Source organism: Xenorhabdus sp. PB30.3 (assembly GCF_963895965.1).
Classification (GTDB): domain Bacteria; phylum Pseudomonadota; class Gammaproteobacteria; order Enterobacterales; family Enterobacteriaceae; genus Xenorhabdus; species Xenorhabdus stockiae.
On record NZ_CAWQMW010000101.1, the window covers coordinates 18,206 to 39,224 of the forward strand.

The 21,019-nt window shown below is 38.7% G+C and carries 25 protein-coding genes; 17 read left to right on the top strand and 8 right to left on the bottom strand.

Annotated elements, in window-relative coordinates:
• Positions 1-167 precede the first annotated feature (167 nt).
• The 3 genes from AACX38_RS06435 (at position 168) to AACX38_RS06445 (ending at position 3,201) form a co-directional block, all read left to right on the top strand.
• Positions 168-1,349, top strand: a complete 1,182-nt coding sequence (locus AACX38_RS06435) for a DmpA family aminopeptidase (RefSeq protein ID WP_228863799.1) — start codon at positions 168-170, stop codon at positions 1,347-1,349.
• A gap of 62 nt (positions 1,350-1,411) precedes the next feature.
• Complete coding sequence (locus AACX38_RS06440; protein ID WP_099122053.1) at positions 1,412-2,263, top strand: SMP-30/gluconolactonase/LRE family protein; 852 nt, start codon at positions 1,412-1,414, stop codon at positions 2,261-2,263.
• Positions 2,264-2,322: 59 nt separating this feature from the next.
• Positions 2,323-3,201, top strand: a complete 879-nt coding sequence (locus AACX38_RS06445) for an alpha/beta fold hydrolase (protein WP_228863800.1) — start codon at positions 2,323-2,325, stop codon at positions 3,199-3,201.
• Between the two features lie 45 nt (positions 3,202-3,246).
• On the opposite strand, the gene AACX38_RS06450 is transcribed toward AACX38_RS06445, so the two are convergent.
• The gene (locus AACX38_RS06450) at positions 3,247-4,185 is read right to left on the bottom strand and encodes an alpha/beta hydrolase family protein (protein WP_228863801.1); all 939 of its coding nucleotides are present in this window, start codon (positions 4,183-4,185) and stop codon (positions 3,247-3,249) included.
• An 80-nt stretch (positions 4,186-4,265) separates the two neighbouring features.
• On the opposite strand from AACX38_RS06450, the gene AACX38_RS06455 reads away from it, so the two are divergent.
• The 3 genes from AACX38_RS06455 (at position 4,266) to AACX38_RS06465 (ending at position 5,663) form a co-directional block, all read left to right on the top strand.
• A complete protein-coding gene (locus tag AACX38_RS06455) occupies positions 4,266-4,670 on the top strand; it encodes a DUF1801 domain-containing protein (protein WP_228863802.1) in 405 nt (134 codons plus the stop codon).
• A gap of 17 nt (positions 4,671-4,687) precedes the next feature.
• On the top strand, positions 4,688-5,053 hold the full coding sequence (locus AACX38_RS06460; protein WP_228863803.1) for a DUF7079 family protein: 366 nt from the start codon (positions 4,688-4,690) through the stop codon (positions 5,051-5,053).
• Positions 5,054-5,126: 73 nt separating this feature from the next.
• On the top strand, positions 5,127-5,663 hold the full coding sequence (locus AACX38_RS06465; RefSeq protein ID WP_228863804.1) for a metallophosphoesterase: 537 nt from the start codon (positions 5,127-5,129) through the stop codon (positions 5,661-5,663).
• A 94-nt stretch (positions 5,664-5,757) separates the two neighbouring features.
• Here AACX38_RS06465 and AACX38_RS06470 read toward each other — a convergent pair whose 3' ends face one another.
• Positions 5,758-6,657, bottom strand: a complete 900-nt coding sequence (locus tag AACX38_RS06470) for a LysR substrate-binding domain-containing protein (RefSeq protein ID WP_228863805.1) — start codon at positions 6,655-6,657, stop codon at positions 5,758-5,760.
• A gap of 130 nt (positions 6,658-6,787) precedes the next feature.
• Between AACX38_RS06470 and AACX38_RS06475 the strand changes: the two genes are divergently transcribed.
• Positions 6,788-7,966 carry an MFS transporter gene (locus AACX38_RS06475; RefSeq protein ID WP_228863806.1) on the top strand — a complete coding sequence of 393 codons (1,179 nt, stop codon included), beginning with the start codon at positions 6,788-6,790 and terminating at the stop codon, positions 7,964-7,966.
• Between the two features lie 64 nt (positions 7,967-8,030).
• Here the strand turns inward: AACX38_RS06475 and AACX38_RS06480 are convergent, their stop codons facing one another.
• Both AACX38_RS06480 and AACX38_RS06485 read right to left on the bottom strand, forming a co-directional pair.
• Positions 8,031-8,480, bottom strand: coding sequence for a carboxymuconolactone decarboxylase family protein (locus AACX38_RS06480; protein ID WP_228863807.1), 450 nt, complete (start codon positions 8,478-8,480; stop codon positions 8,031-8,033).
• A 132-nt stretch (positions 8,481-8,612) separates the two neighbouring features.
• Positions 8,613-9,443: a PhzF family phenazine biosynthesis protein gene (locus tag AACX38_RS06485; RefSeq protein WP_228863808.1), complete on the bottom strand. Its 831-nt coding sequence runs from the start codon at positions 9,441-9,443 to the stop codon at positions 8,613-8,615.
• A 201-nt stretch (positions 9,444-9,644) separates the two neighbouring features.
• Between AACX38_RS06485 and AACX38_RS06490 the strand changes: the two genes are divergently transcribed.
• The 6 genes from AACX38_RS06490 (at position 9,645) to AACX38_RS06515 (ending at position 14,000) form a co-directional block, all read left to right on the top strand.
• Complete coding sequence (locus AACX38_RS06490) at positions 9,645-10,613, top strand: methyltransferase (RefSeq protein ID WP_228863809.1); 969 nt, start codon at positions 9,645-9,647, stop codon at positions 10,611-10,613.
• A gap of 250 nt (positions 10,614-10,863) precedes the next feature.
• Complete coding sequence (gene catA, locus AACX38_RS06495; RefSeq protein WP_228863810.1) at positions 10,864-11,505, top strand: type A chloramphenicol O-acetyltransferase; 642 nt, start codon at positions 10,864-10,866, stop codon at positions 11,503-11,505.
• Between the two features lie 231 nt (positions 11,506-11,736).
• The gene (locus AACX38_RS06500) at positions 11,737-12,174 is read left to right on the top strand and encodes a GNAT family N-acetyltransferase (protein WP_228863811.1); all 438 of its coding nucleotides are present in this window, start codon (positions 11,737-11,739) and stop codon (positions 12,172-12,174) included.
• 55 nt (positions 12,175-12,229) lie between these two features.
• Entirely contained in the window at positions 12,230-12,490 is a 261-nt protein-coding gene (locus AACX38_RS06505) for a hypothetical protein (RefSeq protein WP_228858750.1), read from the top strand.
• Positions 12,491-12,538: 48 nt separating this feature from the next.
• Positions 12,539-12,679, top strand: a complete 141-nt coding sequence (locus tag AACX38_RS06510; protein WP_228863812.1) for a hypothetical protein — start codon at positions 12,539-12,541, stop codon at positions 12,677-12,679.
• A gap of 382 nt (positions 12,680-13,061) precedes the next feature.
• Positions 13,062-14,000, top strand: coding sequence for a helix-turn-helix transcriptional regulator (locus AACX38_RS06515; RefSeq protein ID WP_228863813.1), 939 nt, complete (start codon positions 13,062-13,064; stop codon positions 13,998-14,000).
• Between the two features lie 79 nt (positions 14,001-14,079).
• Here the strand turns inward: AACX38_RS06515 and AACX38_RS06520 are convergent, their stop codons facing one another.
• The 4 genes from AACX38_RS06520 to AACX38_RS06535 form a co-directional block, all read right to left on the bottom strand.
• Positions 14,080-14,376, bottom strand: coding sequence for a hypothetical protein (locus AACX38_RS06520; RefSeq protein WP_099122067.1), 297 nt, complete (start codon positions 14,374-14,376; stop codon positions 14,080-14,082).
• 292 nt (positions 14,377-14,668) lie between these two features.
• Complete coding sequence (locus tag AACX38_RS06525; protein WP_099124995.1) at positions 14,669-14,956, bottom strand: hypothetical protein; 288 nt, start codon at positions 14,954-14,956, stop codon at positions 14,669-14,671.
• Positions 14,957-15,193: 237 nt separating this feature from the next.
• Positions 15,194-15,487, bottom strand: a complete 294-nt coding sequence (locus AACX38_RS06530; RefSeq protein ID WP_228863814.1) for a hypothetical protein — start codon at positions 15,485-15,487, stop codon at positions 15,194-15,196.
• A 195-nt stretch (positions 15,488-15,682) separates the two neighbouring features.
• Positions 15,683-15,979, bottom strand: coding sequence for a hypothetical protein (locus AACX38_RS06535; RefSeq protein ID WP_228863815.1), 297 nt, complete (start codon positions 15,977-15,979; stop codon positions 15,683-15,685).
• Between the two features lie 419 nt (positions 15,980-16,398).
• Between AACX38_RS06535 and AACX38_RS06540 the strand changes: the two genes are divergently transcribed.
• The 4 genes from AACX38_RS06540 to AACX38_RS06555 are packed head-to-tail and all read left to right on the top strand — an operon-like array spanning position 16,399 to position 20,982.
• Positions 16,399-17,082, top strand: coding sequence for an ABC transporter ATP-binding protein (locus tag AACX38_RS06540; RefSeq protein WP_228863816.1), 684 nt, complete (start codon positions 16,399-16,401; stop codon positions 17,080-17,082).
• Positions 17,075-18,283 carry an ABC transporter permease gene (locus AACX38_RS06545; RefSeq protein ID WP_228863817.1) on the top strand — a complete coding sequence of 403 codons (1,209 nt, stop codon included), beginning with the start codon at positions 17,075-17,077 and terminating at the stop codon, positions 18,281-18,283. The genes AACX38_RS06540 and AACX38_RS06545 overlap by 8 nt, the downstream gene beginning before the upstream one ends.
• Complete coding sequence (locus AACX38_RS06550) at positions 18,276-19,709, top strand: TolC family protein (RefSeq protein WP_228863818.1); 1,434 nt, start codon at positions 18,276-18,278, stop codon at positions 19,707-19,709. The genes AACX38_RS06545 and AACX38_RS06550 overlap by 8 nt, the downstream gene beginning before the upstream one ends.
• On the top strand, positions 19,702-20,982 hold the full coding sequence (locus AACX38_RS06555) for an efflux RND transporter periplasmic adaptor subunit (RefSeq protein WP_228863819.1): 1,281 nt from the start codon (positions 19,702-19,704) through the stop codon (positions 20,980-20,982). Before AACX38_RS06550 ends, AACX38_RS06555 begins: the two co-directional genes overlap by 8 nt.
• Positions 20,983-21,019 lie beyond the last annotated feature (37 nt).

A 21,019-nucleotide genomic window follows, 5' to 3' on the forward strand; every position in this document is an offset into this window, starting at 1 on the left:
TTATTACACCTTTAAAATTAAATAGTAATATAATGACATTATCAAATAGTATCAGCCGCATGATTATTTATAGCACTGTGCGTTGATATAAATCATGATTTAATTAAATGCTTCCATAAGTTAATAATGAAATAGTGATAACTAATTAATCACAACAAGGAGTATTTATGATAAAAACCATAAAAATGGTAACGTTATTTATCTCAATAATAATCATTTCAAATTCCTTCGCCAATAGTGAAACCAGAGCCAGAAATTTTGGCATTCCTTTTTCTGGCACAACCGGAAAATATAATGCAATTACCGATGTTAATGGTGTAACTGTTGGGTATTCAACCATGATCAAAGGTAATGGAAAACTGGAAGTGGGGAAAGGGCCGATAAGAACCGGCGTAACCGCAATATTACCCAGAGGGAAAAAATTCAGCCCAGTATTCTCCGGCATATTCTCTTTAAACGGGAATGGGGAAATGACAGGCAGCCAATGGATTCAGGAAAGCGGCTTTCTGGAAACACCAATATTAATCACTAATACGCACAGTGTCGGTGTTGTCAGAGATTCAGCCATCAGCTGGCTGGTTGATAACCATCTGGTATCACCGCTTAAGGATGATTTATTTTGGTTACTCCCCGTAGTTACAGAAACATGGGATGGGATATTAAATGATATAAATGGTATGCATGTAAAAAAAGAACATGTCTATCACGCATTGGATAGCGCTAAATCAGGAATGATAAAAGAAGGTAATGTCGGTGGTGGAACAGGCATGAACCTGTTTGATTTCAAGGGAGGCACAGGGACTTCATCGAGAGTTTTAGATAAAAAAGACGGCGGATATACTGTCGGGGTACTGGTTCAGGGAAATTTCGGATTCAGAGATGATCTCATTATTGCCGGGATTCAGGTTGGTCAAGAGATAAAGGATCTCATGCCGATATATCATGGAGATAAGAAAAAAATAAAGGATGCGGGTTCTATCATCGCTGTCGTTGCTACAGATGCCCCATTAGCACCTCATCAGTTAGAAAAAATCGCCAAAAGAGTCTCTCTCGGGCTTGCCAGAGTAGGTGGAGTGGCCAGAAATACCAGCGGGGAAATATTTATTGCATTCTCCACCGCGAATAACGATGCATTTTCCAGAGAAGATATAAAAACAATTAAAATATTACCCAATGACAAACTTGATCCTTTATATGAGGCAACGGTTAGTGCCACAGAAGAAGCCATTATTAATGCCATGTTTGCAGCTGAAACCATGGTTGGTAGAAATGGAAATACATCTTATTCCATCCCTAAAGACAGAGTTATAAAAATATTAAAACGCCATAACTTACTTAGTCGAAACTGAATCATTAATATTTAATTTCTGTGTTTTTATTTAAAAACTGCGAATATAAAGGAATAATAATAATGAAACCATACTTAGAATTACTCTGTTCTCCGGCTATTTGGGCGGAAGGCCCAGTTTGGCTACCAACAGAAGATGCAGTTATTTTCAGTGACGTAAAAGGGAATAAAATGTTTCGCTGGTCAGAAAATGATGGTGTTCATTTATGGCGAAAATATTCACATTTTGCCAACGGTAATACACTGGATAGAGAAGGGAGGATCATCAGCTGCGAACATGGCAGAAGAGGTATTTCCCGCACAGAAAAAGACGGAAGTGTTAACCTATTGGTTGAAAAAATTGACGGTAAAAGATTCAATTCACCCAATGATGTTATTGTACGTTCTGACGGGACAATTTGGTTTACTGATCCGCCCTACGGAATTATTAACGATAATGAAGGATATAAATCAGAAAGCCAGATTATCGGGTGCTACGTATATTGTTATGATCCTGCTGATAACAGTATTTCTATCGCAACCAGTGATACTCAACGACCAAACGGTTTAGCATTTTCTCCTGATGAAAAATATCTGTACATTGCCGATATGTCTATCGTCGATTTTCCCAGACATGGCAGACATGAACTACGTATCTATCCGGTACGGGATAAAGTATTGGGGATAGGTAAACATTTCGCGACTATCTCTCCAGGTTTTCCGGATGGTTTTTGTATTGATAAATCAGGTAATATTTATTGTAGTTGTGAAAACGGCGTTATCATTTTCGATAAATTTGGTACGAAAATAGATAAGATTGAAGTGCCAGAACGTGTATCAAACTGCACTTTGGGTGGCATTAAAGGTGACCAGTTATATATTACAGCGACTACGTCACTATATCGGATATCTGTAACTCAATTCATTAAAGGATGATGGAAGGGAAGAGTTAAGTTACTCCGAAATAGCAATTGGTAATTTATTTTGAGGGAAAAATGACAACATATAATGTAAATCCCGCGACAAGAACCGGTAACTTATCTCTTCCTGATGCTCGTACGCTTCACTGGTACGAGTGGGGGCCAATCACAGGTAAACCGCTTATTTTCTGCACCGGTGCTGGAATGAGTGGCTCACTGGGTTTCGGGGAACAAGAGCTGGAAAGATTGAATATCAGATTAATCGTGCCGGATCGCCCTGGGCTTGGGAATTCATCTCTACATTCCCATAAGACTTTAGTGAATTTTGCCCAGGATGTTGCTGAGATACTGAAGCTCTGCGGGTTACAAAAATGCATGGTTTTGGGTTTTTCTCAGGGAGCGGTATTCGCACTGACACTGGCAAAAATCTGTAAAGCGACAGGGCTGGCAATTGTAGCTGGGCAGGATCAGTTCAATTATCCCGCTACGCAGCAACTGTTAAATCAGGATGTTGTTAATATGGTGAAGCAAAGAAATGCCGAACCGGAAATGTTAAAACAGTGGGTTTCTCAGAATATCACTGCCGACTGGCTAATGAATTTTATTATGGCTCACAGTTCAGAAGTGGATTTGTCTTTGTACTCCCAGCCCGATTTTCTACAGGCTTATCGTCAGTGTTTAAATGAAGGTTTCTCCCAAGGGGCAGAAGGGTATGCTCAGGATCTACTGCTTACATTTGGGCAATGGCCTTTTGATCCTGAAGATATCACCTGCCCGGTACATTTATGGTATGGGAAGCAGGATGCCAGCACCGTTCACTCACCAGACTTTGGTGAAATTTTATCAAAACGGTTCCCACATGCAGAACACACTGTTTTCGATAATGAAGGAGGCTCTTTACTCTGGCGGCAATCAAAAGACATTCTTGAAAAACTGGTCTTAACATATGTATAAAATTGAGACAAGCAGCGCTTTTCGCGCTGCCTATGGCATTCATAACTACGAAGAAGAGCGGTTATTTTGCAACTGATACCAGTTTTGAATATCGTTAATAATCATGGCAGCATGATAGTTTCCATCTTTATCAATGAAATAATGGTCCAAACCATCATAGGCCTTGAAAGAAACCTTTGGATTATTAATATCAGCCATCATTTTTCTCGCCCCAGCTGCATCCACATTATTATCACCCATAGTCTGGATAACCAATAACGGTACTTTACTGGACTGGATCAAATTCTGATTATCAATTGACAATGACTCATACCACCAATTTGCCCCATGACCACTAACATTCATGCCTACTGGCATGTTCTGTTTTTTTACTTCTTTTGCAAATGTTTTAAAACTATCAACTTCTTTATCAAACATTTCTGCCGAAGTTTGATGCCTGATGCTACGAATAACATCATCAATAAAAAAACGTCCACCGCCATTCATGGCAATCGCCGCAGTAATAAAATCTGTATTTTTCTCTGAAACTATTAGATTGGTAACAATAGCACCCTCACTTCCACCCAGCAGAATAATATGACGATACTTGCTTTTTAATTTGTTTAATACAGCAAGATAATCTTTAACTCGTTTTAAGGGGGAGTCGTTCTGAATATAGGCTGGTGGACATTCTGAATCACTAACTTCAGCACCGTCTTTTCCAAAACTGCTATCAAGCCCTGTTTTTTCTAAAAGAAGAATATCGTTGGCAGGAAAAGCCGCACCAAAATTTTCTATCATTTTCTTATTATTGATAACACTACCACAATCAGAACCTTGAATCAGGACAAGAAGATCTTCAGAGTTTATACTATTTTTCTGTATCAAATAGTAAGTAATCTCTTTACCGTCATTTCCTTGTAAACTATAGCTTCTCTCTTCAGCCACGGACTGCATAGATATTGAGGTTAAAACAAGTACGATACAAATAAATATTTTTTTCATAATGTTCCGACCATTCTAATTAAGATAGGGTTGTATGAGGCAGGCCCAATATACGAATTAACAGATAAGGTAGCAATCTTATGGCAGCATTTCAGAGTCACGAAGTTCGTTCGGTATTTGAACATTATCCTCAAGAATATCAGCTGCCATTACTGAAGATAAGAGAGTTAATATTTGATGTCGCGTCAAAAACAGAAGGGATTGGCGTGATTACTGAAACTTTGAAATGGGGTCAGCCCAGTTACCTTACTCTTGAGACAAAGGCTGGAACTACAATCCGGCTGGACCGTTTCGGAGATACCCATGTGGCTATCTTTTTTCACTGCCAGACAACATTAATTGATACATTCAGAACACTCTTTCCTGAGTTAATTTATTCAAAAAACCGGGCAATAATTTTAGACCCTTACGCCGATTTACCAGTAAATGAGTTAAGCATATGTATTGAGATGTCACTCACTTATAAACTGAGGAAAAAGAGATAAAAATCAGGAGATACCCGTTGAATAATCAACTCACGGATATAGATTTGTGCGAAGCGCTATCAACTATCTTCGTAGAAAACGAAGTTGATTATGAAGAAATTGCTTCTGTCGTAAAATATTTTTCTGTTGAACATGTAGAAACTGTCTTTTTCGAATGGGTCGCGCCTGTATGTTACACCAATGGCTTTACTCCCGTGCCTTATATATGGACCTTTTTTGAACGCAAACAGCTTTGGGAAGACATTCAGTCTTTTCATAAAGAACGGGCTATGGCGGGGATAGTGAGTAAAATAAAAACAAATATAAAATTATTTTTATTACGTAAATATTTTGAAGATGATTGGAGAAAATTACAAAAATCACTGGCGGTTTTAAATCGTTAACTTATAAAATAAATGGGTAAATTAATATCTTTTGTTAGACTATAGCTCTTACTATAGTTAAAAGAAGATTTTTATGATTTATTTTACTTCCGATACCCATTTTTGCCACTCCAGCATCATAAACCTATGCGGTCGACCATTTGAAACTGCAAACCATATGAATAACTCCCTGATACACAACTGGAACGCGTGTGTTACTGACCGGGATGAAATTTATATTTTAGGTGATTTTCTTTATCGTGGCACCGGAGCAGATGCTAATAAAATACTCCGTCGACTTAATGGTAAAAAATATCTGATCCGCGGTAATCACGATAAATTTTTGAACGATCCAGACTTTGATATTTCGATGTTTGAATGGGTAAAAGACTACTACGAAATGGATTATCAAAAACAAAAAATTGTGATGTTTCACTACCCAATTCTCGAATGGCAGGGCTATTTTCGTAATGCGATTCATCTTTATGGTCACGTTCATAATGCAGGTAAAGATCCTGACCAATACAAACGATTAAGCATACTCGGACCCAGAGCTATTAACGTTGGTGTTGATGTTAATAATTTTTTTCCTATCAGTATTAACCAAGTACTGAAAAAAGCTCAAGAATAAGTATTCTATACTTTCAAGTTGTCTCTTTGCTGGCTGCGCTCGTTCACCCCAGTGTAAACATACGATTATCTATGTCCCTAGGGGTTAACGAATATCATAGCCGATTAAGGCACAAGCTATTATTTTTAATAAAATCAATAAAACAGCGTAACCGGGGTGAAAGCGTCTGGTTACGATAATAAACTGCATTAATCGGCTGTCTTTGCTCAAAAGTGACATGAGAAAGAACTTGTTTAAATTCACCGGACTCTCTCATCTCATGTGTCATAAAATCAGACATACATACGATACCAACTCCTTTTCGGGCCAGATTACATAGTACTTCACCACTACTTGCAGAAATAGTCGGGGTAATTTTGATCCCCTTTTTATCACCATGAAAGAGTGGCCATTCGTTGAGATTTTCTGGTGCAGTAAACCCGAGCAGACAGTGCTGTTGTAATTCGTCAACAGTTTTCGGTTCGCCAAAACGTTCCAAATAAAGAGGGCTTGCCAGAACTCGCAGCTTACTGTGACCTAACAATGTCGCGTGCAGAGAAGAATCACTCAGCGTTCCAATGCGAAAGGCAATATCAGTCTGTTTTTCCAGTAGATCCGTCACACCTTCGTAATTCGTCAGTTCCAGCGCTATCTGTGGGTATATTTCGTGAAATGGAGCAACCAGTGGTGTAATGACATGTAGTAGAAAAGGAGTTGCGGCATCTACTCGTAACGTTCCGGAAGGAATATCTTTGTGACTCAGCAAGACTTCTTCCGCTTCTTGCGCAAGTTTCACCACTTCCCGTGCTTTTTGTAGAAATGCAGCGCCTTCCTCGCTTAATTTTATACGCCGGGTAGTACGGTATAACAAAGTACTGTCCACTTTTTCTTCAAGCCGCAACAACGCTCGGCTGGTGGCAGAAATAGTGGACCCCAGCCATTCAGCCGCTGCGGTTATTGAGCCGCTGTCCACTACAGCAATAAACACCCGCATCTCTTCCAGAGTAATTTTCATTTTCGCCTTTCAGTCAAAAGTTTTTCTCATATTAATCAGTGTTTCTGCAAATATCAAACTGACATAATCACCCTCACTTACAGTGATGTCGTGTCAGCAATAACGCTGAGATTAAAGATATGAGGAAATTATGCGAACGAGCACCGCTCTGTTATCACTTTCTGTTGGGGCATTTGCTATCGGGGCTACCGAGTTTTCACCAATGGGTATGTTGCCGGAGATAGCTTCAGATCTGGCAATTTCTATCCCCACCGCCGGTATTCTGGTGATGGTCTATGCAATTGGTGTGATGTTGGGTGCGCCGGTAATGACCTTGTTACTGATTAAACGTTCCCCGAAAGCCGCTCTGATTTTTTTAATGAGCATTTTTACCGTAGGAAATATTTTGTCGGCGTTATCACCTGATTTCTCCCTATTACTTATTGCCCGTTTTGTCACCAGCCTAAATCATGGCGCATTTTTTGGCATAGGCGCCTTGGTAGCGACCCGAGTAGTCGAGAAGGGGAAGGAGGCCAGCGCAATTGCCAGCATGTTTATGGGATTGACTATCGCTAATCTCGGCGGTGTTCCGGCGATTACGCGTTTATCGCAGGTATTGGGCTGGCGAGAGGCTTTTTTCCTGATCAGTGTATTGGGATTCATTACCATGATTTCTCTGTTATTGGCGCTCCCACGAGGAATGCAGGGACAGCCGCTCAATTTACGCCGTGAACTACAGGTTTTATTGAAGCCTTCCGTATTGACGACGCTATTTTGTACGGTGCTTGGGGCCAGCGCTATGTTCACTTTCTATACTTATATTGTGCCAATGTTAATGACTCTCTCTCATGTCGCAGAAACACAGGTCAGTATAATGCTGGTGCTGGTTGGTGTGGGTTTTACCGTCGGGAATTATATCGGTGGTATTCTGGCTAATCGTTCCGTATCCAAAACGCTTTATGGATTATTTGCATCACTGTTCCTGATTATGATGTTATTTCCACAAATCGCGAAAGACACGATTACTGGCGGTATTATATTAGTGCTTTGGGGAGCGGCCAGCTTTGGTGTTGTCCCGCCATTACAGCTAAAAGTAATGCAGGTTGCATCTGAAGCCCAGTCATTAGCTTCTTCTGTCAATATTGGTGCATTTAATCTGGGTAATGCCATCGGTGCTGCATTGGGCGCAACTGTTTTATCACTGGGGCTAGGTTATGAAATGGTCAGTTATTCGGGTGGTTTTGTTGCGCTCGTTGGTCTGTTATTACTGCTGATAACAGACCAAAAAACACAATCACTGACATTATCGATTAACAAAAGAAAAGGGTAGTTTACTGTCTGCATACCCGCCTGAATCAGGCGGGTAGTACCATAGAAAAAGTACCATGGAAAAACTACGGAGCAACATGATATCTTCCGGCTATTCCTAACCTATTCAAGGCATTCATCATAATAGCCAACCACTCAATTGCCGCAACCTGTTTATCGCTCCATATCGATGCTGCTTTTTGATAAACATCATCGGGAATATGATCATTTTGTATTTCTGTTATCGCCTCCACTAATAACAGGGCAGCCCGTTCCTTTTCTGTAAAATATTCTGTTTCCTTCCAGGCTGGCAGCACGGCAACTTTATCGATAGATTCGTTCTGTTGTAAGGCATCCCGGGTATGCAACCTGACACAATATGCACACCCATTAATCTGGGATATACGTAATTTTAGCAGATGGCAAAACCCTTCTCTGATACCGACAGACACAGCTGATTTATCGATTTCAGCATTCACTATTTTCAGTTGTTGATAAATATTTGGGAAACTTTGTACTAAAGAAACTCGTGTCATCATGTTTTCCTTTTAAACTGCAATTAGATGGAAATAATCCTAAGATATATAGGTTTCACTTTTTGACACTTTTAAACATTTCTACTGAAAAAATTGTTAGTACTTTATTTATCAACACGGTTGTTTGTTTACTTAATCTAATTCAACCATACCACTGATACAGTCAACTACATCACCCGAAACCCAGATGCCATCATCATCTGAAGTAATATAAATCCAGCCATCTCGTTCAATACATCGTCCTTGTCTGGCGGTATAATTTGCTGGCAATTTCCCATGTGGTATCAACCACTGAGCAAAAGCTGCATTCAGACTGCCAGTCACCGGATCCTCTTCAGAAATTGAACCACATAAGCCTCTAACTTCCAGACTTACCTGATTTCCCTCAGGATAAATTGCACACAAACCAATCTCATAGTTTTTCAGTGGTGCATAATCAGGTTGTATTTCCAAAAGTTTATCGACAGACTTCAGTAAAATACCAAGCCAGCCGGGACCATTATCTATCCACTGACACAATTCAACATCATCAGCAGTAATACCAAGCCCTTTCAGAATAGTAGCAATTATGTCATCAGCTACATTGCCTGTTCTTGCCAGCGGAGGGGCCATAAATGCCAACCGTCCGTTGAGCTGTTTGATAGTAATTAAACCTGCTTCACATTCCTGAATAATCGTTGCTTTATCTTTCTGATTATTGGCTTTCTGCCATACATAACAAGAACCTAGTGTTGGGTGCCCAGCAAAAGGCAGTTCGCCCGCAGGAGTAAAAATTCTGACCCTGTAATCTGCACCAGGATGAAGTGGTTTAAGTAAGAAAGTGGTTTCACTCAGATTGGTCCATTTAGCAAACTGAGCCATTTGCTGCTCAGTCAGGCTATCTGCACCAACAACTACAGCCAGTGGATTACCCTGTAATTTTTTATCAGAAAAAACATTAACCTGTTCAAATAAGAATTTCATTATTCACTCTATTTTATAATTTAAACCATCAACAAATAAGTCTCTATTTTTTAGAGCACGGTATAATTTCAATAAAAACACACGTTAAGTTGCGTATTTTTATGATATTCAAAAATAAGATAAAAAAGACTTGATCTCAAGTTAACCTGAGGTTTTAGAGTATGACACACTAATAAATGGAGATAAATAAGGAGAATGATAATGCCATTGGATATAATTACTGCCTATCGTAAATCAAATGCATTATTTTCCTTTGTTGACAGTAAAGCACCATTATATTTAAGTACTGAGAAGGGTAAAACAGTGGAACAACTTGCTAGGCTATGCAATGTCTATCAGGATAGGTTTCACAGCCTATTGAATTATATGAAAAAACTTAATATCTTAACAAAAAAAGAGAATAAGTTTTATCTTACTGAACAATGGGCATCACTCAATGATCAGAATAGCTTTGAAACACTATATATCAAGTTCGAATTAGATCCCGTATTCTGGAATACTTGGTCACAATACAGTTCGTCTTTAAAAAAACCGAATAAAAAATCCGCTTTCGAACTTACCCATCACGAGTCATTTTTTGACTATCTTAATCATGAAAAGAATAAAGATATTAAATTAACTTTTGATAACTTAATGGGAGAAATGACGAATAAAACCAATAATCATATTATTGATTACATTCCTCTAGATAGTATTAAAACATTGATTGATATCGGAGGGGGAGTGGGTAATTTCGTAAAAAACATAAAAACTCACCATCCACATATTCAGTGTCATGTCATGGATCAATATAATTTCACCAGAAAAGAATTAGAAGAAATTACTTTTATTAATGGCAATTTCTTTTCTGAGATTCCATCCGGCTATGATGCTTATAGCATAAAAAATGTATTGGATGATTGGCCAGATGATCAGGCTATCGATATTTTAAAGAATTGCCATACAGCAATGCGAGATGATTCAGTTTTATATCTTATCGATATAATTAAAGAACCACATGAATCAACCTCATTTGATTTATACATAGATACCCTTTTGTTAGGGAGAAGACGGTATCAGTCCGACTTTGAATTTATGGTAAAACAAGCTGGGTTATCTATTAAAAATATCTATAATTTAAATTATTCCACAGAGAATGGAAATTACTATCTTTTTGAAATTAAAAAATAAATTTACTTTTAATACTGCGCTCCAGCCAGGGAGACAGCTCTGATTAAGTTTTTTTCATCCCGGAGGGGTAGTAATAAAGATAGTATTACTATGACCTCCGGCGATTAACGATTGGTATTTTTTCGCTTAAATGATAATGTGACTGCCATTCAAAACATACAAAGGATTCATTAGGTGTCATCAATCCAGACAGAGATAATTCCCTTCTAATTAATTTTATTATTAACATACTTGATTAGAAGGGAAAAAAATGAATTACACAAAAATAGATCTTAACACGTGGAATCGTGGAGAGCACTTTGCGTATTATCGCCATAGTGTTAAGTGTAGCTTTAGTCTGACGACGAAAATTGACATTACGGCTCTGTGTTTATCCTTAGCAAAAACACATTATAAATTTTACCCCACTATGATTTATCTGCTCACCAAAGTCGTCAATCAATATCCTGAATTCAGGTTGGCGATGAAAGATGAGGAGTTAATTATTTGGGACAGTGTTGATCCAATTTATACTTTTTTTCATAAAAAAACTGAAACATTTTCTATATTGTGTACGACATTTTCACCTGATTTGCCACAGTTTATGATGAATTATTGTGCTGATATTGAACGATATGGTGATAATACACGTCTTTATCCACAAACAGAGAAACCGAAAAATCACATTAATATTTCCTCAATCCCGTGGATAGGTTTTGATGGTTTCAACCTGAATATTCTAGATATCACTGATTATCTTGCCCCTATTTTTACAATGGGGAAATATCAGCAAGAGGGTGGGAAAGTATTGTTACCATTATCGGTGCAAGTACATCACGCAGCCTGTGACGGCTATCATGTCGCTTTATTTATTAAAAAATTACAGGCATTGTGTAATGATGCATTGATGTAAAGAAAAAATATCAGGCCACTATTCAGTGGCCTACTTACAAAATGGGGCTAATACTAATTGATTTTATCTTAATGGTTATTGACTTTTTATCAAAATTAAATCAATTTGCTATTGCCATTACCCCAGTTACTGAGAATTCGCGTTTAAGCTGAATACTTAAAAAAACAGCATTAAATTAATATCACCCTACTTTTAACTTCTCTGAATTATGAACCCATATTGGAGCAGCATATGCTGATTACCTTAACTGACGTAACTAAGAATAATTATGAAGCAGTTTGCGATTTATCAGTAACTGACGAACAACTTTCTTATGTCGCGGAAAATGTATATTCCATCGCTCAATCAAAATTTTATCCTTCATATCAAACACGTGCTATTTGTCTGAATGGGGAACCCGTTGGTTTTTTTATGTGGGTACCCGATGCCGACAAAAGGATAACAATTTGGCGGTTTATGATAGATCAAAACCATCAAAAGAAAAATATTGGACGCAAAGCACTAGCGTTAGCAATTGATGAAATCGGGCGTACAGATCAGTTAGAGGAAATAGCAATTTCTTATAATCCTAAGAATCTCATTGCAAAGAATCTTTATGCCAGCGTTGGTTTCGTCGAAGTTGGTATGGATGAGGAAGTTGGAGAAATGCTAGCGGTTATCAGGATTTAAGTGCGAATATTTAGATCTCAACTAAGATTGGTTTATACACACATAAAGGTTTGTTATGAAAAAATTAATTATCACTCTTATTTATTTAATACTAACTATTTCTGTACCATCAGTATATGCAAATACAACTCACGGCAATGCCAATGGCGGCAATGGACTGAATGGGGGAGACAGAGACGGTACAGCAGGATTGCCGGGATGTGATGGTGGAACAAACCCATCGGCAGATGGAAAATTTTATCTTCCCGGAACACATCAAGAATGTAACCCCAGTGAGGAGGATGCCAAAAAGGTTAAAAAGCCCGCTAAAGCATAATGGCATATAACTGATCGAAAATTTTATTTATCCCATTCGGAGAAAGAAATGAAAATCATTCGCCATATACTGAATAGTCGGTTGGTAGGATATGTTATAGGAGGAATAGGCGCCATTCTTTTTGGAGTCAGTCACATTCTAACGTTAGAAGAAGCAGAAAAATTCAGTAATTCACCACAGAAAAAATAACAATTAAATTTCAAATAGATACTTAATTATTCAGATGGGAGACCTAGTCTCCCTATTTACAGCACCTCGGAAACAAAAATATCGAACCTATGATCACACGATCGGATTATGGTAATTTTTAATAAATTAATGAGGTCACTATTATAATGTAGTGTTAATGGTTATGGCATTTTTTGGGTTTGAGTATGTATGCGATAAATTCATTAAGATCCTTGAGTTTTTTGAAAAAAATAATTGATATAGCGATATATAACTATCTTCATCCGAGGGAGCAGAGATCCTCGGTACCTAAATTATCCCCCTAATTTTTATTTTTTATCTGGACTAATTCTGCTTCTGCGTTATATAAGTTGCCCTTCCTGATACCTTTTAAGGATTTTCAATGAAGAAAACATTGTTATTGCAACAAATGCAGCTCTTCTTGCAGGGAAGGCAGAAAGTGACCTTAAAAGAACTGATGCAAGAGTTTCAGTTATCCCGTAGTAGTGCTTTACGTTACATTTCAGCTTTAGAAGAATTGGGCGTTCCTTTATATTCTGAGCGGGGGAGAAATGGTGGATACGTTGTTGCTCCAACATACCGATTAGCACCAATCAGATTTAGCGCGGATGAAATTCATGCAATGTTATTTGCGATTTCAGGTATGCATGTTCTGCAATCCACCCCGTTTAATCTGCAATTTCGTAGTATTTCTGAAAAATTAAAGCAAGTATTGCCTCAGGATGAAAAAGTAAAAGATGAAAAGTTACGCAAATGTCTGGGGGTGCGAACTGTCAGACAGCTCAATCCAATTAAACATCTTGATATGTTACTCAATCATATTTTTCAACAGGAAAATCTGGAAGTAATATACTGCGATAAAAAGGTTTTTCTTTACCCCATTGCGATGTGGTTTGAGTCAGGAAAGTGGTTTTTAGCTGTATTTGATTATGAAGCACAAGATTTACGTGTGTTACGCTGCCATTCAATCCAGTCATTTCACCCTGCAGCAGGGGAATTCGTTGCTCCCGAAAATATTCGTTTAACAGATTTCAATCTATCTAATTTTGAAAAATTAAGGCAGAAGCAACAACAACATTATTTTGAAATAACGATAAAAAGATCCGGTATTGACCATTATCATAGCAAATCATTTTCACATATCTCCCTGAAATTAACCGATGATGGAGCACTAATTTCTGGTTATTATCATCAGGAAGAATTGGGTTATCTGCTTGACTATATAAATGGTTTTTCTCGACATCTGATTGATATAAAACCAAAAACATTAAAAATAATGTATATTGATGAAATTCAGGTGCGTTTAAATCAGTTGGAATAAGATGCGATTATATGCGTCACATAAAATAGGTAAATTAAGAAAACCTAAAAGCCTCTTATTAGAGGCTTTTAGGGAAATATTATATTTCTTTGCCTTCATAGTAACCTACATAGCCTTTACCACAATGTGATGCTACCGGCTTTATGCCTTGCAAATGATACTGAATTTTTCCATCTGTGAATACGCTTTCAAAAATGTGATTCTTACGCACTTCATACACAACATATACTGTTCCATTTGTACCAGTATAAGTTCTGCCTGAGCTATAACAGTCGTTATAGGTAAAATCTTTATTTGCTGCTGATGCAGTTGCAATTCCGCCAGTTAATGCAAGACCAGCTACCAATGCTCCGCCTACTAATAATTTTTTAAACATAATAAAACCTCTAATTCAACATTATAATAACTTTTTATTTAAATTTATCACTTACCAAATATTCTTTGATAAGATGCGATAAATATAAATCATCATAAGAGGAGTTTACTATTTCAAAAATTGGAAACAGTGTATGTTTTTATATTAAATTTGAAATTGGAGTGATTAAAAAATAGCAAATAAGATTGGGAAATAAAATAACCAAATATAATTATCCATAACAAAATCAAAAAACCCCGTTATATTAACGAGGTTTATTAGCATTCTGAAGTGCTGTAACGATAGGGCTTACCTATGATTTTACACCTTCATATTTACCAACATAAACGTTCATTCCACAAACGTATAATTTTTTAAATCCTTTCAAATGCCATTTGAATCCATCTTCATTGCGCACATCAAGGAAAACAATTCCATCTTTTACTAGGTATTTAGTATATACGCCATTTTTATACTCTATAGGAGATGAGTGGCAATTATTCCAAGGGATATCTGTGCTGTTTGCTGATGCAGTTGCAATTCCGCCAGTTAATGAGATAACTGCAGCCAATGCTCCACCCACGAAGAATTTCTTCAACATAAAACCTTCCTTTAATTTTTTTCAGTTTATTACTTATCAAATCACATTTTATAATACTCGGTAAATGTAAATGACTAACAGAGGATTTTACCATTTCAAAATTTATAAACGGTGTATGTTTTTATTTTATATTCGAAGTTTGGAATTTTTATGAAGGTTCATTTAAATGAATCAGAAATGGAAATAAAAAAAATTTTTTACAACCCCCTTCGAGAAAGGGGGTTTTTGGATAGGGTTTTAATTTCTTACACTATTACCAATATACACAGCAGCCCAAGCTGTATTTCCTGCTTTATCTACACAGCTAAACTGAGGCCCCTGATAAAACCATTGTATATCTCCATACAGCGTATTTTGCTGTATAAATCCTTGAGGGAAATTTCGGTTCGGTTTAACAACTACTCGGGCGTAGTTCGGCTTTGTAGAAATATATACAGATTCACTTGGACACAGGTTTTCAGCTGCTGCAGTTGCAATTCCACCGAAAGATGCTGCTGTTAATGCTCCAACTATTAATAATTTCTTGAACATCAAAACATTCCTTTAATGGTTTTTCAGTTTATGATCTAAGTTTATAATTCATCAAATTACATTTGATAATGAGTGCTAAATGTAAATGATGAGCAGATGATTTTACCATTGCAAAATTTAGATACAGTGTGTGTTTTTTTAAAGCTTAACCCATCTCAAGAAATTCCAATTAATTAACTGGACAAAAAATGCAATTTAATTAGCTCTTCTTTCATATAATCCCGCATATTTAGTTTCTCCATTGCATGTTAATACTGTATATCCTTTGTAATACCATAATTTACCCCAATAATTTGTTTGATTATCAAATTGGAGTTGGTTTTTCACTAAATAAAAATAGGCTATAGCTCTATTATCATAATTCCTTATATAGATTTTTTCCCCGGATGATGTTCTACACTCCGGACCGTCAGGTATGCCTGCTAATGCAGAACCAACCCCAAAAACTAATGTTGCAGCTAACGCTCCAATTTTTAAAAATCTCTTCAACATAAATATTCTCCCATAAGAATTTTAAATTTAAATATATTATTCGTAAGGTATATCAAATAATGCCAGCTAATTCTAAGTCACCATCAGATGGTGTAGCAACTTTAAAATTTATACATTACCTATGCCTTTCTTTCTGGATTAGAAATTCAACTTCAAATATCATAATTTATGGCATGTGATAATAACGCTATTATTAACGGTAAGTAATTAAATTAGTTGTGGCCTCAATAAGAAGGCTTGAGTGATATTTACTCAGCGTATTTTATGTTGTTATTTAACCTTTACTTCCTTAACATATTCAGAGCTAGCTTTCTGAGTAATATTAATTTAGATATTAAGATGTGAGGAATATTATAAAAACAATGGGTGCTGTAATAAATTTTATTCATTCTCCAGAACCGATATCACCTGTTATTAATATGCAAAAACTAACTCGTGTTTATCAACATGAAGAAGAGGGGCAGGTTTCTATTCTGAAAAATATTACCGCACAGATTTATGCAGGTCAGAGTTGCGCTATTGTAGGTTCATCGGGTTCTGGTAAAAGCACTTTGCTCAATATTCTGGGTTTGCTGGATAAACCCACTTCTGGAGAATATTTTCTTTGTGGCGTTGATATGTCATCAGCAGAAGCTGATGTGCGGGCCAGAATGCGCAATAAAGAAATCGGCTTTGTATTTCAGAGTTTTCATTTATTAGCAGGAATGACAGCGACAGAAAATGTCGCGTTACCGCTGCTTTATCGGGGGATTTCAGCTTCGCAGGCTCATAAAATTGCCAGAGAAAAATTGGGTTTGGTTGGGCTTTCACACAGAGAAAGTCATTACCCGGCAGACTTATCTGGCGGTCAACGACAGCGTGTCGCACTTGCCAGAGCATTAGTCGGAGAGCCTTCATTGCTGCTGGCTGATGAACCTACCGGTAATTTGGATCCGCAAACAGCAGAAGAAATTTTATCGTTACTTTCCACTCTTCACACAGACAATGCGATGACTCTGGTTGTAATAACCCATGATGCGATGGTAGCGAACCGTATGCAGCGCGAATTACGTATGAGCGATGGTCAGTTGCATGAGATCAGAGGAATGACAATGCATGCATGATAAAAGCCAGTCTAATAATTATGGCATGTCAGTATTTATGATGTGGCGGGAAGCCTGGCGTAATTTAATGGCTACGGGTAAAAGTTCTTTGCTTGCTTTATCCGGGATTGCGATTGGTTGTGCATCTGTCGTGGCCTTTCTGAATACGGGGCATAATGCGACCATTGCAGCGCTGAAGATGTTCAGCGGGCTGGATATTAATGTGATCACAACTAATTTCTATTCTTACAATCATGGCATTGATAGTGAAGACATTAAAATAGACGCGCTGAAAACGGCTATTCCGAGTTTATCTTCCGCAGCACCCTGGATCTATTATTCTTCTCCTGTGCGTTATAACGGTAAAACAGAACACTTTACCCTGATAGGCTCCACGGCCGCACTTGAGGAAGTTATGTTATTACAATTGCGGCATGGGCGATTTATCTCCGATTATGATCGTCACTCTCCTTATCTGGTGATGGGCAATGATGTCGCCGTTTCTCTCGTGGGAGAAGATACATCCCAAATACTTGGCAAGCAGATTCAGCTTGGTAATTATCTGTATACCGTGATTGGTATTTTTGAAACAAAAGGGCAAAACCCTATTTTTCCTTTTTCTCTGGATTCCGTTGTCGTGGTTCCTCTCGAAGCCATGCGTAAAATATCACAACATGCTCAGCTGAATGGCCTGATTTCCCGTTCAGCCACAATCGCCACAATAGAAGCAGATGCACAAAGTTTGTCTGCGTTTTTTAAGAATAAGTTTCCCGAGGTTGAAATTGACGTTCGCGTTGCTCAGCAGTTGTTACAAGGGCAGACGGAGCAGGGTAAAACCTTTACTTTTATGTTGATCGGGCTGGCAGGTATCTCACTTCTGACTGGCGGAATTGCGATTTCTAATGTGATGTTGATGAATGTTTCTGCCAGGCGAAAAGAAATAGGGTTGCGTATGGCTTTAGGGGCAAGAGCACAGGATATCCGACGCCTGTTTTTGTATGAAGCAGCTGTATTGACTTTTACCGGCGCAATACTTGGTACTTTAGTGGGGATTATCGTTGCCTTCCTTTTTGTCCTTTACTCCGGTTGGTCATTTTCTCTGGCTCCGCTATCCGTCCCTTTAGGAATAGGAAGTGCCGTTATAGCGGGGCTTATCTCCGGCTTTTATCCTGCTCATAAAGCCTCACAAATGGAACCTGTACAGGCATTACGCGATGATTAAAAAGTATTTCATTTATGGTGTTCTGACTCTATTTCTCTGTTTTTCCCAGGCAGGAGTTTCTGAATCTGATTACAGTCTGGATCGTGAAAATACCGGAGAAGTCATCGGCCTGTCGCTGAGTGATGCTATATCGCTGGGCTTACGGAATAACTATGCCATTCGTAGTGTTTATCTGGATCGTATCACTCAGAAGTTTGATTTACGGGTAGCAGAAGACCGGTTCACCCCAAAATTGCAACTGAGCGGGCGTTATATTACGGGTAAAAATCAGGCAGAGAATTTCAGCAAAACCAGCCTGTCTCCTAACGCCACATTACTAACCCCTTTGGGGACACGTTTCACGCTGTCATGGGCGCGTGAGCACAATAAGTCAGGAATAAGCAGCCTTCACAATGATGGCGCAAGTATTACTATGATACAGCCTCTTTTACGAGGAGCCGGAACAGATGTGAATAATGCACCGGTTTTACTGGCAAAACTCCGGGAACAAACCAACCGTCTGAATTTAAAATCAACAATTTCCGAGTCCATTACACAAATTATTCTGGCCTATCACGCGTTACTCCGTACGCAGGAGCAACAGGCTTTATCTGCCGCTTCTCTTAAACGTATGCAGAAACTGGTAGAGACGAATAAGGAATTGATTGATGCAGGCCGAATGGCTCAGACAGATATCATACAGACACAGGCAGATCTGGCGATGCAGGAACTCTCAGCAAAAGAGGCTGAAAATAATGTTCATGCAGCAAAACTGACACTCCTGAAGCTACTTGCTCTGAACCTCAAAACGCCTATCCATGCAACAGATACTCTGAAAGGGACTTATGTCAGACTGGATGTTGAACAATCAATTAAAAAAGCACAAGCTCAACAGCCGGCTTATCTTACTCAACTACTTTCTGCAAAAACCGCCGATATTCAGTTATTGCAGGCCAGAGATAGCCAACTCTGGGATTTATCACTGGTTGGCGGAACCTCCCAGTATCGTTCCTCTTCTGCTGACACCCGAAACTGGGAAAATTATATCGGTATCCAACTGGATATCCCAATCGGGGATATGACAAAACAACAAGCGGAAGTTCAGGCCAGAGTCGATGTTCAGAAGCAGGCATTATATCTGGAAGAAGCCAGAATCAATCTGGAGCAGAGAGTAACGAATGCCATCCGTGATACTGAATCACGCTGGCAAGAATATCAGCTGGCCATAAAGGCCAGTTCACTTTCGCAACAAAAACTTGAAATCGAAAAGGAAAAATTACAGGCGGGAAGATCCAGCAACTTTCAGGTACTGAGTTTTGAAACTGACCTGAGAAATGCGGAAAATGCCCGCCTGAATACGCTTATCCAGTACCTCAATGCTCAGGCTGAACTGGATCAAATTCTGGGTACAACACTGGAAAGCTGGGAGATAACAATTAATGAATAAACACTCAGTTTTTAACTACTCCATGATTAGGCGTTATCGGTGGGTCATCACGGGTGTGCTGGCGGCTATCGTCTGTTTTTGGGCTTTATTTTCTTCAGGGGGGTTATCCTCAGAAAAATCTCCCGCTCAAGACGCTGTACAGTGGATTGCTATAAATCCCTCTCCGATAGAAAAACGACTGGACTTGGTAGGTAAACTTCAATCCGGACGCCTTGAAACTATCCCTGCGCCATTTGAGGGGATTATCCAACAAGTTCTGGTTAAAGAAGGGCAGCAGGTTTCCCCAAACCAGACCTTAGTCACGCTTGATACCCGAAAAATTGAAATAGAAATTCGACAGGCTCAGGTGGAAATGATTAAAGCCTCCTCTGCGGTTGAAGAATTACGGGACTGGGAAAACAGTCAGGAAGTCATTCGGGCCAGAAGGAACGTCGAAAACGCGAACCACATGGTAATGGAGCTTAAAAATAATCTGGCAAAAACACAGGCGCTTTTTTCACGGGGAATTGTCCCGAGAATGGAAGTTGAAAACCTTGAACAACAACTTCGTCGGCAACTGACGGAACTTGCTTCAGCGAAGGATGATCTTATATCTACCCGACAAAAAGGCAGTGTCAGTCATGTACAAGTGGCAGAAATGGAGCTTAAAAATGCCACAAGCCGTTATCAGGCGTTACAGGAACAATACGTAAATAAGGAAATAAAAGCACCATTTTCTGGTGTCATCCTCAAAGCACAGCAGGGAGAAAAGGGCAAATCATTCGCAATTCAGACAGGTGTGCGGGTCACAGAAGGTATGCCTTTGCTGGAAATTATGGATACAACTCAGTTTCAGGTATTAGCGCAAGTTGAAGAAGCGGATCTCGTCAAACTAAAGGAAGGGCTACCAGTCAAAATCAGCGGCGAAGGGTTTTCTGGCTATTCTATGGATGGAAAACTTGAAACTATCGCTATGCAAAGCTCAGGTAACGATCAGCCCGGAACAGCAGTTTATTATGATGTAGTGATCAAAGTGACATCACCCATAAACACGAATTATCTCATCAGGCCCGGTATGAGCGCTAAAGTCAGTATCGTTATTTATCACAATGAGCAGGGAGTAGTGATACCCGAAAAAGCGCTGTCACGCGACAATGATGGGAATTTGAGCGTAAGCTGGCGCCCGGATTTAAAAAATCAGGCAACTTCCCGCCAGATAACGGTCGGTGAGGCTATGCCAGAAGGATTAGAAATTCATGGGCTGGAAAAAGGATTTATTGCATTATCTCCCTGAAAAATGAAGCTCATTAGTATAAACAGCCCGTTATTGG

Coding starts and splice junctions, on each gene's coding strand:
- AACX38_RS06435 (WP_228863799.1), top strand. CDS start 168: ATGATAAAAACCATAAAAATGGTAACGTTATTTATCTCAATAATAATC.
- AACX38_RS06440 (WP_099122053.1), top strand. CDS start 1,412: ATGAAACCATACTTAGAATTACTCTGTTCTCCGGCTATTTGGGCGGAA.
- AACX38_RS06445 (WP_228863800.1), top strand. CDS start 2,323: ATGACAACATATAATGTAAATCCCGCGACAAGAACCGGTAACTTATCT.
- AACX38_RS06450 (WP_228863801.1), bottom strand. CDS start 4,185: ATGAAAAAAATATTTATTTGTATCGTACTTGTTTTAACCTCAATATCT.
- AACX38_RS06455 (WP_228863802.1), top strand. CDS start 4,266: ATGGCAGCATTTCAGAGTCACGAAGTTCGTTCGGTATTTGAACATTAT.
- AACX38_RS06465 (WP_228863804.1), top strand. CDS start 5,127: ATGATTTATTTTACTTCCGATACCCATTTTTGCCACTCCAGCATCATA.
- AACX38_RS06470 (WP_228863805.1), bottom strand. CDS start 6,657: ATGAAAATTACTCTGGAAGAGATGCGGGTGTTTATTGCTGTAGTGGAC.
- AACX38_RS06475 (WP_228863806.1), top strand. CDS start 6,788: ATGCGAACGAGCACCGCTCTGTTATCACTTTCTGTTGGGGCATTTGCT.
- AACX38_RS06480 (WP_228863807.1), bottom strand. CDS start 8,480: ATGACACGAGTTTCTTTAGTACAAAGTTTCCCAAATATTTATCAACAA.
- AACX38_RS06485 (WP_228863808.1), bottom strand. CDS start 9,443: ATGAAATTCTTATTTGAACAGGTTAATGTTTTTTCTGATAAAAAATTA.
- AACX38_RS06490 (WP_228863809.1), top strand. CDS start 9,645: ATGCCATTGGATATAATTACTGCCTATCGTAAATCAAATGCATTATTT.
- catA (WP_228863810.1), top strand. CDS start 10,864: ATGAATTACACAAAAATAGATCTTAACACGTGGAATCGTGGAGAGCAC.
- AACX38_RS06500 (WP_228863811.1), top strand. CDS start 11,737: ATGCTGATTACCTTAACTGACGTAACTAAGAATAATTATGAAGCAGTT.
- AACX38_RS06505 (WP_228858750.1), top strand. CDS start 12,230: ATGAAAAAATTAATTATCACTCTTATTTATTTAATACTAACTATTTCT.
- AACX38_RS06510 (WP_228863812.1), top strand. CDS start 12,539: ATGAAAATCATTCGCCATATACTGAATAGTCGGTTGGTAGGATATGTT.
- AACX38_RS06515 (WP_228863813.1), top strand. CDS start 13,062: ATGAAGAAAACATTGTTATTGCAACAAATGCAGCTCTTCTTGCAGGGA.
- AACX38_RS06520 (WP_099122067.1), bottom strand. CDS start 14,376: ATGTTTAAAAAATTATTAGTAGGCGGAGCATTGGTAGCTGGTCTTGCA.
- AACX38_RS06525 (WP_099124995.1), bottom strand. CDS start 14,956: ATGTTGAAGAAATTCTTCGTGGGTGGAGCATTGGCTGCAGTTATCTCA.
- AACX38_RS06530 (WP_228863814.1), bottom strand. CDS start 15,487: ATGTTCAAGAAATTATTAATAGTTGGAGCATTAACAGCAGCATCTTTC.
- AACX38_RS06535 (WP_228863815.1), bottom strand. CDS start 15,979: ATGTTGAAGAGATTTTTAAAAATTGGAGCGTTAGCTGCAACATTAGTT.
- AACX38_RS06540 (WP_228863816.1), top strand. CDS start 16,399: ATGCAAAAACTAACTCGTGTTTATCAACATGAAGAAGAGGGGCAGGTT.
- AACX38_RS06545 (WP_228863817.1), top strand. CDS start 17,075: ATGCATGATAAAAGCCAGTCTAATAATTATGGCATGTCAGTATTTATG.
- AACX38_RS06550 (WP_228863818.1), top strand. CDS start 18,276: ATGATTAAAAAGTATTTCATTTATGGTGTTCTGACTCTATTTCTCTGT.
- AACX38_RS06555 (WP_228863819.1), top strand. CDS start 19,702: ATGAATAAACACTCAGTTTTTAACTACTCCATGATTAGGCGTTATCGG.